General features: G+C 60.5%; 13 protein-coding genes and 1 pseudogene. 5 read left to right on the top strand and 9 right to left on the bottom strand.

The annotated features are described in order from the left end of the window. The first annotated feature begins 8 nt into the window (after positions 1-8). The gene (locus PSH91_RS01350; protein ID WP_107321372.1) at positions 9-473 is read left to right on the top strand and encodes a TIGR02444 family protein; all 465 of its coding nucleotides are present in this window, start codon (positions 9-11) and stop codon (positions 471-473) included. Here PSH91_RS01350 and PSH91_RS01345 read toward each other — a convergent pair. Beyond that, on the bottom strand, positions 470-1,612 hold the full coding sequence (locus PSH91_RS01345; protein WP_107321371.1) for an AlgP family protein: 1,143 nt from the start codon (positions 1,610-1,612) through the stop codon (positions 470-472). The genes PSH91_RS01350 and PSH91_RS01345 overlap by 4 nt on opposite strands. A 193-nt stretch (positions 1,613-1,805) precedes the next feature. On the opposite strand from PSH91_RS01345, the gene PSH91_RS01340 reads away from it, so the two are divergent. Continuing rightward, positions 1,806-2,471 carry an FKBP-type peptidyl-prolyl cis-trans isomerase gene (locus PSH91_RS01340; protein ID WP_047226118.1) on the top strand — a complete coding sequence of 222 codons (666 nt, stop codon included), beginning with the start codon at positions 1,806-1,808 and terminating at the stop codon, positions 2,469-2,471. Between the two features lie 61 nt (positions 2,472-2,532). On the opposite strand, the gene PSH91_RS01335 is transcribed toward PSH91_RS01340, so the two are convergent. The 7 genes and pseudogenes from PSH91_RS01335 to PSH91_RS01305 all read right to left on the bottom strand — a co-directional run bounded on the left by PSH91_RS01335 (position 2,533) and on the right by PSH91_RS01305 (position 8,956). After that, a complete protein-coding gene (locus PSH91_RS01335) occupies positions 2,533-2,991 on the bottom strand; it encodes an Rsd/AlgQ family anti-sigma factor (RefSeq protein ID WP_047226119.1) in 459 nt (152 codons plus the stop codon). Between the two features lie 177 nt (positions 2,992-3,168). After that, positions 3,169-3,711, bottom strand: coding sequence for a disulfide bond formation protein B (locus tag PSH91_RS01330; protein WP_047226120.1), 543 nt, complete (start codon positions 3,709-3,711; stop codon positions 3,169-3,171). A 255-nt stretch (positions 3,712-3,966) separates the two neighbouring features. After that, on the bottom strand, positions 3,967-5,214 hold the full coding sequence (locus PSH91_RS01325) for a heme biosynthesis protein HemY (protein ID WP_047226121.1): 1,248 nt from the start codon (positions 5,212-5,214) through the stop codon (positions 3,967-3,969). Continuing rightward, positions 5,211-6,341: a uroporphyrinogen-III C-methyltransferase gene (locus PSH91_RS01320; RefSeq protein WP_305468483.1), complete on the bottom strand. Its 1,131-nt coding sequence runs from the start codon at positions 6,339-6,341 to the stop codon at positions 5,211-5,213. Before PSH91_RS01320 ends, PSH91_RS01325 begins: the two co-directional genes overlap by 4 nt. An 84-nt stretch (positions 6,342-6,425) precedes the next feature. Then, positions 6,426-7,124: pseudogene (locus PSH91_RS01315) on the bottom strand (uroporphyrinogen-III synthase); the annotation flags it as partial. Next, complete coding sequence (hemC, locus tag PSH91_RS01310; protein WP_076383076.1) at positions 7,121-8,062, bottom strand: hydroxymethylbilane synthase; 942 nt, start codon at positions 8,060-8,062, stop codon at positions 7,121-7,123. The gene hemC and the pseudogene PSH91_RS01315, both read right to left, overlap by 4 nt. Before the next feature lie 147 nt (positions 8,063-8,209). Next, the gene (locus PSH91_RS01305; RefSeq protein WP_160893869.1) at positions 8,210-8,956 is read right to left on the bottom strand and encodes a LytTR family DNA-binding domain-containing protein; all 747 of its coding nucleotides are present in this window, start codon (positions 8,954-8,956) and stop codon (positions 8,210-8,212) included. A gap of 459 nt (positions 8,957-9,415) precedes the next feature. On the opposite strand from PSH91_RS01305, the gene argH reads away from it, so the two are divergent. After that, positions 9,416-10,810 (top strand): argininosuccinate lyase, encoded by a 1,395-nt coding sequence (gene argH, locus PSH91_RS01300; RefSeq protein WP_047226124.1) that lies wholly within the window; start codon positions 9,416-9,418, stop codon positions 10,808-10,810. Positions 10,811-10,939: 129 nt separating this feature from the next. Here argH and PSH91_RS01295 read toward each other — a convergent pair whose 3' ends face one another. Then, a complete protein-coding gene (locus tag PSH91_RS01295) occupies positions 10,940-11,599 on the bottom strand; it encodes a glutathione S-transferase family protein (RefSeq protein WP_160893871.1) in 660 nt (219 codons plus the stop codon). Between the two features lie 124 nt (positions 11,600-11,723). On the opposite strand from PSH91_RS01295, the gene PSH91_RS01290 reads away from it, so the two are divergent. Together PSH91_RS01290 and PSH91_RS01285 are read left to right on the top strand one after the other, a co-directional pair. Continuing rightward, entirely contained in the window at positions 11,724-12,008 is a 285-nt protein-coding gene (locus PSH91_RS01290; RefSeq protein ID WP_047226126.1) for a hypothetical protein, read from the top strand. 228 nt (positions 12,009-12,236) lie between these two features. Continuing rightward, positions 12,237-12,485: a TIGR02647 family protein gene (locus tag PSH91_RS01285; protein ID WP_047226127.1), complete on the top strand. Its 249-nt coding sequence runs from the start codon at positions 12,237-12,239 to the stop codon at positions 12,483-12,485. Positions 12,486-12,662 lie beyond the last annotated feature (177 nt).

The raw sequence follows: 12,662 nt of genomic DNA, 5'->3' as shown, positions 1-12,662 counted from the left end.
GTAGCACGATGTCCTCTGATCTATGGAGCTTTTCCCTCGACCTCTACGCCAAGCCTGGTGTGGAACAAACCTGCCTGGCGCTGCAGGGCGCCGGCGCCAATGTCTGCCTGCTGCTTTGCGGGCTGTGGCTGGAACAGCGCGGGGTAGCCTGCACTGAACAAAGACTGCAACAGCTTCAGCAATGGGTCGGCCCTTGGGACACGGACGTCGTTCAGCCCTTGCGCACGCTCCGTAGCCAATGGAAAGCCCGCGCCCTTCAAGACACGGCACTCGATAGCCTGCGCGAGCAGGTCAAGCGACTGGAACTGGAAGCCGAGCGACGATTGCTGGAGCGACTGGAGACTGCGACCAAGGAATGGCCTGGGGAACAACCCAAAGATTCAGCGCAATGGCTGCAAGGACTCGTGGCGGGCGCCGACCAAGGGAACCGCGACGCGCTGCATCAGCTGCGCGTCGCGGCGTCCGGCACTTAGGAAGCGCGGGTTGGGGTGTTGCTGCTCGGCGCCGGGGCGGCGCTCGGGTTCAGCGCCGGGGTCGCAGTGCTGGCGGTTGGCGCAGGGGTCGCTGCAGGAGCCGGAGTCGATGTCGCAGGCTTGGCCGCCGGAGCAGTCGAAGGTTTTGCGGCAGCAGGCGTTTTCACGGCGGGTTTCGCAGCAGGCTTGGCCACAGGCTTGGCGGCGGCAGGCTTCGCGGCGGGTTTGGCAGCAGCCGGCTTGGCAGCCGGTTTAGCCGCAGCTTTGGCAGGTGCTTTGACAGCGGCTGGCTTGGCAGCGGGTTTAGCTGCAACTTTGGCGGGCGCTTTGGCAGCGGCTGGCTTGGCAGCCGGTTTGGCGGCGGGCTTGGCAGCAGCCGTTTTTGTAGCAGCTGGCTTGGCAGCCGGTTTAGCCGCGGCGGTTTTTGTCGCTGCGGGTTTGGCGGCGGCTGTTTTAGCGGTCGGTTTAGCAGCTGGCTTGGCGACAGGTTTAGCGGCTGGCTTGGCCGCCACTTTGGCCGCCGGCTTGGCGACAGCTTTAACGGCGGTTTTTTTCGCAGCAGGTTTTGCCGCGCTGGCAGCAACCGGTTTTTTCGCAGCCGGTTTAGCGGCTGGTTTGCTCGCTGCTTTGGCCGGCGCTTTTGCGGCCGGTTTGGCAGCTACTTTGGTCGGTGTTTTTGTCGCGACAGGTTTAGCGGCCGGTTTTCTGGCCGATACAGCGGCAGCGGCAGGCTTGGCAGCACGAAGGCTCAGTGCCTTGCCCACGGCTTCTTGCACACGACCGACGCCTTGGGCCAGTTTCAGGCTTTCCTGGGCATCACGCTTGAGTTGCAGAATATAGGCGCGGGTTTCGGACTGACGATCCTTCAAGGCATCGAGCAGATCTTCGAGTTCTTTCACAGCGTCTTTGGCCTTGGCTTGTGCCTTGGCCTTGCCAGCGGTGGCCGCGTCTTGCAGTTTGGTGCGCGACTTGTGCAGTTTTTCCTGCGCTTTGCCGCGTTGTTTTTCCAGTTTGGCGAGCAGTTTTTCAGCATCAGCCAGGGCTTGGGAGCAGGCGTTTTCCAGATGCTCGAGCAGACTGCCCGAAAGTTGTTGGAGCAAGTGCAACGGAGTGTTTACTGGCTTCTTGGTGGCCGACATGGTTTACCTCCTGACTGACGTGAGTGCGGCTCATACTAGACCTCTGCTGCAACCGCCGCTAGGGCATGTTGACAGTACACAAGACGTTGCGTTGCAAGGGACGAAAAATCTTCTACCCCACTGCCGGGGCAAACCACCTTTGCGGATATCGGCACTGGCATAATCCCCTCCATTCGAGGCCGGAGAACACTACATGTCGCGTCACTTGTTTTTATTCCTTTGCATGGTTTGCTCCATGGCTCAGGCCGCAGAAAAAACCAGCGCAAACGACGCTCATGACTTGGCGTACAGCCTGGGGGCAAGCCTGGGTGAACGTCTGCGCCAGGATGTGCCCGACCTGCAGATCCAGGCGTTGGTCGAGGGTCTGCAACAGGCCTATCTGGGCAAACCGCTGGCCCTGAAAGATGAGCGCATCGAACAGATACTGGCCGACCATCAGGCACGGCTGACGTCGTCATCGGCGACGCCGCAGATCGAAGCGGCACTGAAAACCGAGCAGAAATTTCTTGAGGAGGAAAAAGCCCGGCCCGGTGCACAGCAACTGGCAGATGGCATTCTGTTGACCGAACTCAAGCCCGGCAATGGCGCCAAGGCCGGCCCTCACGGCAAGGTCCAGGTGTTGTATGTCGGTCGATTGCCAGACGGCACCGTGTTTGATTCCAACGGGCAAGCGCAGTGGTTCAGTCTCGACAGCGTGATTGACGGTTGGCGCAGTGCATTGCCGCAAATGCCGGTAGGCGCAAAATGGCGACTGGTCATTCCTTCGACCCTGGCCTACGGCGCCGAAGGAGCCGGGGATGTCATTCCCCCGTTCACGCCGCTGGTGTTTGAAATCGAGTTGCTGGGCGCGACGACCTGAAGTTGACTCCAAAAAAAAACGGTGCGCAATGCGCACCGTTCTTTTGATTCTGCAAAAATCCTCAAGCCTGGGCCGGCGCTTCTTCCTTGTGGGAGTTGTGCAGCACTTCGATCAGGCAGTCTTCCAGTTCGAAACGCTCGTGCAGCAAGCCACCCAGTTCCTTGAATTTTTCCGCTACGCATTTGCCTTCATCACACAGGTCATTGAAGGCCAGCAGTTTTTCGGTGATGACGTCGATACGCGGGTAGATTTGCTCGGCGAGCTCCAGGCCACGTTTATCGTTGAAGGCCTTGGCCTCACTCGTCAGTTGTTCGTATATCTCGAAATGACCGGCAGACACGTAGTCGACCAGCACACCGCAGAACTCTTGCAACGGCTTGCGGCTTTCACTCAGCGCTTCAGGCCTGTCGCCGAGAGCATCATAGGCCCGAACCAGTTCGTGACGCTCCTGCAACCAGCGGTCGATCAGCAGATGCACCCCACCCCAGCGTTCCTGAGCATTCTGACAACTTTCGAGCATGGTGATTTCTTCCCTTGTGAGTCATGCCCCTCGCAGCCTGCGCACCGCCTGAAATGATCAGGGACAAGCCAGACACAACATGATCGAGCGGCATAAATCCGATAACACGTGCGGGCCAGATTATGCCCGCACGACAACCGCTTCAAGGTACGCAGGAGATAAAGTTCATACAAGTGTTTAATCCATGACCCGGACCAGTTGCGACGTTGTGCCGCTGAGCGGTCGTATCAGAGCGTTCCAGACAAGGCGCAGCAACAGATAGGACATCACAAAAGACACGGCGAGAAAAAACAACAGGCTCCATTCGGGAAGACTCAGATCGAACAGGGTCCAAGTGATGCTCGCGCAGTCGATCGCCCCCTCGAGTACACGATGTACAGCGCCCCACCACGAACTCACTGCCTTGAGGTGATCGATACAATCGGGCAACTGCTCCAGCGAGTCGCCTTGCACCAGAACCTGACGCCATGCCAGCGTCAACCCGCTCGACGCGAAAACCAGTCCCATCGCCCCGTAGCAGATGCTGCCTTTCTGAGCAGGACCATGCAGGCATGCGGCGAGACAGTTCATCAAAAACAGCATCAGGCACAACCGTTGCAAAACACACAGGCTGCAAGGCGTCAGACCTACCGCATATTCAAGGTAACTGGCGATACCAAAAACCAGAGCGGCGGCGATGAAAGCCATGAAAAACAAGAAGCGTGAGCAAGCCAAAGACATGGCGGTTCCGTAACAGAAGAGACAGGCCGTTACGGTAGAGGAAAGGCCGCCGGCCTTTCAAGGCGGGGCCGTGCAGACACTTCACCAGGGGTGTAGGGAATTCCCGACAAGCAAGAGAAGATTAAGCGCAGCTTGCTGTAGGACTTTACCGAAGGCATTGCTAACGCCATTAGGGGCATCAATAAACACGTGGCGAGGGAGCTTGCTCCCTCGCCACAATGATTCATACAACCCTCAAGAACGACTCACTCTCTCTCAAGTGGCCAAAACCTGAGCCGGGACGGGCAGTGGCGCGGCCAGCAAGCGCTCATCCAGTAACCCCAAGCCTTCCTGGAAGAGCTGGTTGCTGCGCTCGGCATCCCCCAGTTGCGCCAGCAGTCGCGCCAGTTCGGCGCAGGCCTCGGGATTGCGCTGCAGGCGCAAACTGCTTTCCAGATAATCCCGTGCCTTGCCCCACAAACTGTTTTGCAGGCACAGGCGGCCCAGTGTCAGCAGCAGGCCAGGGTCGTTCGGGTGATCCTTGAGCCAGCCTTCTGCCGCTTGCAGTTGGCGGCCCGGATCATTGCCGCGGACCAACCCGTACAGGCGCGCCAGGTGACTGTCATAGTGACGTTTGAGCGCCGCCCGCAGCACCTCTTCGGCCTCGGCCTGCGCCCCGAGTTGCCGCAGTTGCTCGGCATAGGCCAACACCAGCGCCGATTCCTGGCGTTGTGCGGACGACAGTTGTTGCCAGGCACGGTTAAGCGATTGCAACCCGACACTGCCGTCTTCGTCACGGTGGGCCGCCAGGGTGAGGTTTTCGCCCCAGGCCCGACGCTCCAGTTCAGCCAGCTCAGCCGGCGGCAGGACTTTGTCCTTGCGCAGCTCCGGCAACAACCGGACCACCGCAGACCAATCCCCGCGCTGCTGATGCAGACGTTGCAACTGACGCAGGGTCTGGGCGTTATGTGGGTGGCGATCATGCATGGCTTGCAGCGTGTTCAATGCACCGTCGGTGTCGCCGCGATCCATCTGCAATTGTGCGTGCGTCAGGGCAATCGCCAGCTCAGCCTGGGGCTGACGTTCAAGGGCACGTTCCAACAGGCTGTCGCACTGCTCGTAAAGACCTTGCTCATTGGCCGCACGGGCGGCGCCAAGGTAATACAGCAACGGTTGGCGCTCGGCTTCAGCGGCGCGATGCAGGTGGCGCTGGGCACTGGCCCAGCGACCTTCGGCCAGGTCCAGTTGCCCGTGCTCGATGGCCACCTGCACCCGCCGGCTGCGGTTGCGGCGCGACCATGGGTTGACCACGCCAGTGGAGGTCGTCACCAGGCCAACCAAGGCGCTCACGCCCCGCCACACCAGCCAGAGCACCGCCACCAGCGCCAGGGTGACCCAAAGGCCGGCCTCGTATCGGAAGTTCTTGTATGCCACCAGCACGTAACCCGAATGTTCGGCGATCGCCACGCCCAGCAAGGCAGCGACAGCGATGACCACGAACATAATCACGTAGAGGCGTTTCATGGCGTGGCCTCCTGCTCATCAGGTTTGGCCAGCGGCTTGACCGACTCTTCGGCGTTCAGGTTGCGGCGCTCCAGATAGGCCTGAACGCTGCTCAGGGTCCCTGTCAGATCCGGGGTTGCAACCGTCACCGGCTGCCTGGCCAGCTCGGCCACGCGCTCAAGCATGATTTTGCTTTGCGGGTTGTCCTGGTTGAAGTTGTTCTTGAGCACATCATGCGCTTGAGCCAGCGCTTGGGTGTACACCGGGGCCTGGCCGTTGAGAGCGGCCCATTGCGCCTGCTCCAGGGCCAGGCTCAAGGCCAGGCGCACCTGCACCAGACTCTGCCCGGCCAAGAGCGGACGGACATTCTCATCCGCGTTGAAATCGATACGGATATAGCGCGATATCTGGTCCCACCACTGCGCCCAGCGGCTGGCGCCATCGCCATCGGCGGTCAAGCCCAGCAACGACTCACCACGATCCTTGTATTCGGGTGCCAGCTCCGTGAGTTGCAGCACCTGGTCACGCAAGGCCCCCAACTGCAGGAACAGCCCGGTACGATCCGGCTGCTGGGTACTGCGCAACGCAGCAAGGGTCTTGGCCAGTTGCTCGCGAGCGGCGAATGAGCCAGGGTCGTTTTGCTCGCGCAGGATTTCGTCAGCACCCTGGACCAGGGCCTGGGCACTGCTGATGTCCTGCAGGGCGGAAAGACGCAGGCTGGCCAGGCGCAGCAGATGTTCGGCTTCGGCCAGGCGCCAGTCCTTGCGGCTGGCACCGAGCACGGTTTCCAGGCGCTGGTTCAGTCGTTGTTGATCACCCTGCAACTGGGCGACCTGACGCCGACGCTCTTCCAGCTCTTGCGCCGCAGGCAATTGAGCCAGACGCTCACTCAGGCGTTGCTCATTGAGCTTGAGGGTCTGGGCCTGATCATTGAGCGCCTGAACCTGACTGGCCTGCTGCTGGTTATTGGCTTGCAGATGACGCACCTGCCACACGCCCCAACCACCAACGGCCACGCCGGCGGCTCCCAACAACAACGCGACAATGGCCAGCCCGTTGCCGCGACGCGGCGCCTTCGGAGCAGGGGTTTCAACCGGCGTATCGATCGCGGGTTGGTCTTGATCTTTTGGCAAGGCTGTTTCGCTCACGTATCCATCCTTTGCATTAGAAAACGGCACGGACTGATCCCGTAACGCCGCCAGCAAAGCCGCAGCACTGGCGCCACGGCAATCCACAACTGTCAGGGCCCCGGCGGCACGGGCCATCTCGGCAACCCTTGGGCTTGGAACGAACAACGGTAACCGCGCCAGCGCGGGCCACTCATCGCCAGCCAACCGCTGCAGATGCTCGAAGCTCTGCCCACTGCTGACCACCAGCGCGTTCAAGCGTTCCGCTTTGACCCTTGCCGCCAACTCACCTTCTCGGTAATGCGGCAGGCTGCGCCGGTACAGTTCCAGATAATCGACACTAGCACCTTGCTCGCGCAAGCGCTCCGCCAGCAAGCCGCGCCCGCCCTCGCCACGCACAATCAAAACCTTGGGATTGGGTCGGGTGATAGCCTGGCGTAACACCAGATGCTCCAGCAAGGCTTCGCTGTCATCGCCGTGGTCGGGATAAAACACAGTGAGGCCGGCATCGATAAGGATCTGCCCGGTCGCCGCCCCCACGCTGAACCATGGCTGGTCTGGCGGCTGGGGCCAATATTGGCGCAGCAGCTCCACACACAAACGTGCGGCGGGCTTGCTCACCACAATCACGGCACAGTACTGGTCCAGCCGTTGAAAAGTCTCCCCCATGGCGTCGGACATGGGGACCGGCTCGATATCCAGCAACGGCAGGCTGCTGCTGTAGATCCCGGCCTCGGCCAGGACAGCCGCCAGGGCCGACGACTCGTCGACCGGCCGGGTCAGCAGCAGCCGCCAGCCCGTCACGCGTGGCCCGCCTCGCCGTAGACCTTCTTGAGAATGTCGTCGGCACCCTGGCCGAGCAGGTCTTCGGCTACCCGGACACCCAGCGCTTCGGCATCGCGGCGCGGCGCACGGGCCTCGGCACTGAGCAGTCGGCCACCGTTCGGATCACCCACCAGACCGCGCAACCAGACCTGCTCGCCTTCGAGTACGGCGTAACAGGCGATCGGCACCTGGCAACCGCCATTGAGGTGTTTGTTGAGGGCGCGCTCGGCGAAGACCCGGGTGGCGGTGTCGTCGTGATGCAGCGGTGCCAACAGGGCATGGATCTCGCTGTCGGCGCTGCGACATTCGATACCCACCGCCCCCTGCCCACCGGCCGGCAGGCTGTCATCGACGCTGATGGCCGACGTGATGCGATCTTCAAAACCGAGGCGGATCAGGCCGGCGGCGGCAAGGATAATTGCGTCGTACTCACCGGCATCGAGTTTGGCCAGGCGGGTATTGACGTTGCCCCGCAGAAAGCGGATTTGCAGATCTGGGCGGCGGGTCAGCAACTGCGCCTGGCGACGCAGGCTGGAGGTGCCGACCACACTCCCGGCGGGCAGGGCGTCGAGGCTTGCAAACGTGTTGGAAACGAACGCATCGCGTGGATCTTCTCGCTCGCAGATGCAAAACAGGCCCAGGCCTTCCGGAAAGTCCATGGGCACATCTTTCATCGAGTGCACGGCGATATCGGCTTCGTTGTCCAGCAGCGCGGTTTCCAGCTCCTTGACGAACAGGCCCTTGCCGCCGATTTTCGACAGCGGCGAGTCCAGCAGCTTGTCGCCGCGACTGACCATGGGCACCAGCGTCACGATCAGGCCGGGATGGGCCTCTTCCAAACGGGCTTTGACGTATTCGGCCTGCCAGAGGGCCAAGGCGCTTTTACGGGTGGCGATGCGGATCTCGCGAGGGGACATGGATCAATCCGTACTTAAAAGATACGGCGGATAATAACAGCTCAGTCAAATTCGCTTTGACTTGAATCACGACCCCAAGGCCTCCCTGGCCGTCAATGTCCTGGAAATGGAACGCGCTAAACGGCTTGGACGCCTTGGAACCTCAAGCTAAAGCTGTTGCATCATCTTCCGCACGCCGGCCACGTGCCGCCGGCTGACAATCAGCGCGTCGCCATTGAGGCCTTTGAGAAACAACTGGAAATGCCCAAGGGGTGTGCGCTGCAAACGCTCGATACGCTCGCGAGCCACCAAGGCGTTGCGGTGGATGCGCACGAAGCGTTCACCGAACTCGTCTTCAAGAGCCTTGAGTGGTTCGTCCAGCAACACCTCGCCGCTCTCGTGACGCAAGGTCACGTATTTATGGTCGGCGATAAAGTAGACCACCTGATTCAATGGGATCAGTTCAATGCCTTTGCGAGTGCGCGCACTGATGTGGCTGCGCGGGCCGCTGCCGCTTTCGGCGGCCGGACGGGTCAACGCCGCCAGTTGCACGCGGTTGGGCCGCTCGGCCTTGCGCAAGGCCTCGACCAGCGCCTCGGCAGTGACCGGCTTGACCAGATAGCCCACGGCGCCGGCCTGCAGCACCTCCGGCGGGAAGTCGTCCCGAGTGGTGCAGAACACCACCGCGGGCGGTGACTCACGCTCGCACAACTTCGCCGCGACCTGCAAACCGTCCAGGCCAGGCATGCGAATGTCGAGCAGCACGATATCCGGCTTGTGGCTGTCAATAAGGGCCAACGCCTCTTCGCCATTGGTGGCGCTCGGCTCCAGGACACTGTAACCCTCGAGTTCGCCAACCATTCGGCTCAGGCGCTCACGGGCCAGTGGTTCGTCATCAACGATCAGGACATTCATATTGCGCTGGATTCCTGCGTGAGTCTCGCACAAGGATAGCGTAGACAGGGGAAGTGACATCCGTCACCGCGATCCACGCTAAGACTCGTTCGAGGGCCAAAAAGTGCCGCGAGGCGGTTACCTATCTTTACCCGCGCCTGCCAATCGATGCTTGAGGCCTGTTGTCGCACGGCGCCGTCGTAGGAATTGTTAACACTCCATCTGACCAATACGAGCCCCCCTCTTCTATTCGTCCAATGCTCCGTGGATGAAAAAGTAAAAGTCCTACAGTCCACTGTAGACGGTTGCCGCGCCGATATTGCTCAATCGAAAAATATCGTTGTGCAAAAAACCCATTAAATGCTCGGCTTGTGCGCAAAAAACCTGCCGACCAGTGCCAGCGCCAGTCCCGGCAACCCTGCTATCATCCGCCGCAGCCTTTAACCGCTACTTTTTCCACAGCCGATCACGAGCGAATTCATGAGCACTGACAAGACCAATCAGTCCTGGGGCGGCCGCTTCAGTGAACCCGTCGACGCCTTCGTCGCCCGCTTCACCGCCTCCGTCAACTTCGACCAGCGCCTGTATCGCCACGACATCATGGGCTCGATCGCCCACGCCACCATGCTGGCCAAGGTCGGCGTACTGACCGATGCCGAGCGCGACAGCATCATCGATGGCCTGAAAACCATCCAGGCTGAAATCGAGGCCGGCCAGTTCGACTGGCGCGTCGATCTCGAAGACGTGCACATGAACATCGAAGCGCGCCTGACCGATCGCATCGGCGTGACCGGCAAGAAGCTGCACACCGGCCGCAGCCGAAACGACCAGGTGGCCACCGACATTCGCCTGTGGCTGCGCGATGAGATTGACCTGATCCTGGGCGAGATCACCCGTCTGCAAAAAGGCTTGCTGGAGCAGGCCGAGCGCGAGGCCGAGAGCATCATGCCGGGCTTCACGCACCTGCAAACCGCTCAACCTGTAACGTTTGGGCATCACATGCTGGCCTGGTTCGAAATGCTCAGCCGCGACTACGAGCGCCTGGTGGACTGCCGCAAGCGCACTAACCGCATGCCCCTGGGCAGCGCCGCGCTGGCCGGCACCACGTACCCGATCGATCGTGAATACACCGCACAGTTGCTGGGTTTCGACGCCGTGGGCGGCAACTCGCTGGATAACGTTTCGGACCGCGATTTCGCCATCGAATTCTGCGCCGCCGCGAGCATTGCGATGATGCATCTGTCGCGCTTCTCCGAAGAACTGGTGCTGTGGACCAGCGCGCAATTCCAGTTCATTGACCTGCCGGATCGCTTCTGCACCGGCAGTTCGATCATGCCGCAAAAGAAAAACCCCGACGTGCCGGAGCTGGTACGCGGCAAGAGTGGTCGGGTGTTCGGTGCGCTGATGGGCCTGCTGACCCTGATGAAGGGCCAGCCGCTGGCCTACAACAAGGACAACCAGGAAGACAAGGAACCGCTGTTCGATGCCGCCGATACGCTGCGTGATTCGCTGCGGGCCTTTGCCGACATGATCCCGGCGATCAAGCCCAAGCATGCAGTGATGCGCGAAGCGGCCTTGCGCGGCTTCTCCACCGCCACCGACCTCGCTGATTACCTCGTACGCCGTGGCCTGCCGTTTCGTGATTGCCACGAAATCGTCGGCCATGCCGTGAAGTACGGCGTGGACAACGGCAAGGACCTGGCGGAGATGAGCCTGGACGAGTTGCGCAAGTTCAGTGACCAGATCGAGCAGGACGTGTTTGCCGTGCTGACTCTGGAAGGTTCGGTCAATGCCCGCGACCACATCGGCGGCACAGCGCCTGCCCAGGTGAAGGCTGCCGTGGTGCGCGGCCAGGCGATGCTCGCCAGCCGTTAAAAGCCGAAAGCATCGCGAGCAGGCTCGCTCCCACAGTGGATCTTCAGTGAACGCACATTTGTGAACACATGGAGATCAAATGTGGGAGCGAGCCTGCTCGCGATGACTCACTTCAAAACACCACAAAACTCACTTCTTGGCAGCAATCATCGCCAAAAACGCTGGCATCTCTGCCTCCCTGTCGGCCGCAATCCGCTGCACATTCGGGTTCTGCTCCAGCCGCTCCATCAGCCCCTTGGCCGCCGGCATATCCGCCAGCAAGTCGATATCGAACACTTTCCGGCCCACCTGGCACGCCAGCGATACGCTGTAGAGGAAATACAGATCGGCCAGGCTCAGACTGTCACCCGCCACGTAGGGCGAGAATTTGCCGTGACGGCCGAGCGAGGCGAACCCCAGCAGCAATTCGGTCTTGGTCTTTTCCTTGATGGCGTCGGGTACCGATATGCCGAAAAACGCCTCGGCGTAGCAAGCCCGTCCCGGCAGCTCGATGTACAACTCGATTTCCCTGCACAAAGCCAGCACCTGGGCACGCTCGAACGGGTCGCTGGGCAACAGGGCTTTGCCCGGCTGGGTTTGTTCGATGTATTCGAGGATCACGCTGGTTTCGTTGATAAACCCTTGCTCGGTCTTGAGCACCGGCACCTTGCCCCGTGGACTGATGGCCAGCACATCGGGGGTCTGAGCGCCGTAGAACGGCACCTCTTCGAAGGGCAGGCCCTTTTCCAGCAACGCCAGCTTGACCATGTTGTAATAATTGCTGACGGAAAAACCATAAAGCTTGAGCATGACAAGGCCTCCAGGCCGTGCGGGGTTGGCAGCCTTGCGTTATAGACCGTCGAACCATCTCTTGCCAGACGCATCACCGCGCTGAATGCAGGTAAACTGGCGACCTTTCTCCAAGGAGCCTGCCGTGAGCGAGCCAACCGATATCGACACCGACGAAGAAGAGTTCGTCGAAAACACGCTGATCCAGGCCATCGAAAACCAGATCGAAAATGACAACCCGCCAGCGGCCAAGGCCGTTTTCAATAAATTGACCCTGGTGGGTTACGAGCGCGAAGAAATTCTCAACCTGATGGCCCATGTGCTGGCAGTGGAAATTGACGCGATCCTCGAAGAAGACCGTGCGTTCGATACCCAGTGGTACGAAACGGCGTTGCGCGCTCTTCCCGAGTTGCCGCCAGAAAAGAAATAAGGTCTCACCGACTGTGGCGAGGGAGCTTGCTCCCGCTCGGCTGCGCAGCAGCCATCAAGCTATTGGGACCGCTTCGCGCTCCAGCGGGAGCAAGCTCCCTCGCCACAACGAATTACGCCTGCGGTCACCCAAAACAAAAAAAGCATGACGCTGACACTGGACAGCTCGGCCGAGTGCGCTCACTTTAGTGACGCTGTCGACCAAATTCCTAGAAAGTCTGGAGTCCTTATGTCGCTTACCCCTGAGCTGGTTGCCGAACTGGAAATCCTTGCACTCTTCAACCTGGACAGTTCCCAGGAAGGCCTGAAAATCCATCAGACCGCTGCCCCCTCTGCCATCGCTGCCGCTAAACGCCTGTTCGAAAAAGACCTGATAACCCAGTCCGACGGTGGTTACCTGACCAGCCTGGGCCGGGATGCCGCCGAGCATGTGCAAAGCCTGCTGACCATTCTCAACGTCGTAAAAGAAGCCGCCTGATTCCTCCTGTCGCCCACGGAAATCTCCTTCATCGAGGTTTCCGCAGGCGCCCTGGCGCACTGTGTAAAAATTCTGACGTCAAAAACATACATTCAGCTTAAGAAATCCCGGGTTCAGGCGCTAAACTGCCACCACCTGTGATCTCCCACGTTCGACGCCGCGAGCCGGTTTGAGCTG

The sequence above is a fragment of the Pseudomonas sp. FP1154 genome (assembly GCF_030687245.1).
GTDB classification, from domain to species: domain Bacteria; phylum Pseudomonadota; class Gammaproteobacteria; order Pseudomonadales; family Pseudomonadaceae; genus Aquipseudomonas; species Aquipseudomonas rhizophila.
The sequence above is the reverse complement of the archived record's forward strand: the minus strand, read 5'-3'. Positions and strand labels throughout refer to the sequence as shown.

Bases quoted from the DNA above. Each gene is read 5' to 3' on its own strand.
- PSH91_RS01325 (WP_047226121.1), bottom strand. From the start codon at position 5,214: ATGAAACGCCTCTACGTGATTATGTTCGTGGTCATCGCTGTCGCTGCC.
- PSH91_RS01330 (WP_047226120.1), bottom strand. From the start codon at position 3,711: ATGTCTTTGGCTTGCTCACGCTTCTTGTTTTTCATGGCTTTCATCGCC.
- PSH91_RS01295 (WP_160893871.1), bottom strand. From the start codon at position 11,599: ATGCTCAAGCTTTATGGTTTTTCCGTCAGCAATTATTACAACATGGTC.
- PSH91_RS01305 (WP_160893869.1), bottom strand. From the start codon at position 8,956: ATGAATGTCCTGATCGTTGATGACGAACCACTGGCCCGTGAGCGCCTG.
- PSH91_RS01285 (WP_047226127.1), top strand. From the start codon at position 12,237: ATGTCGCTTACCCCTGAGCTGGTTGCCGAACTGGAAATCCTTGCACTC.
- hemC (WP_076383076.1), bottom strand. From the start codon at position 8,062: ATGTCCCCTCGCGAGATCCGCATCGCCACCCGTAAAAGCGCCTTGGCC.
- PSH91_RS01340 (WP_047226118.1), top strand. From the start codon at position 1,806: ATGTCGCGTCACTTGTTTTTATTCCTTTGCATGGTTTGCTCCATGGCT.
- PSH91_RS01335 (WP_047226119.1), bottom strand. From the start codon at position 2,991: ATGCTCGAAAGTTGTCAGAATGCTCAGGAACGCTGGGGTGGGGTGCAT.
- PSH91_RS01345 (WP_107321371.1), bottom strand. From the start codon at position 1,612: ATGTCGGCCACCAAGAAGCCAGTAAACACTCCGTTGCACTTGCTCCAA.
- PSH91_RS01350 (WP_107321372.1), top strand. From the start codon at position 9: ATGTCCTCTGATCTATGGAGCTTTTCCCTCGACCTCTACGCCAAGCCT.
- argH (WP_047226124.1), top strand. From the start codon at position 9,416: ATGAGCACTGACAAGACCAATCAGTCCTGGGGCGGCCGCTTCAGTGAA.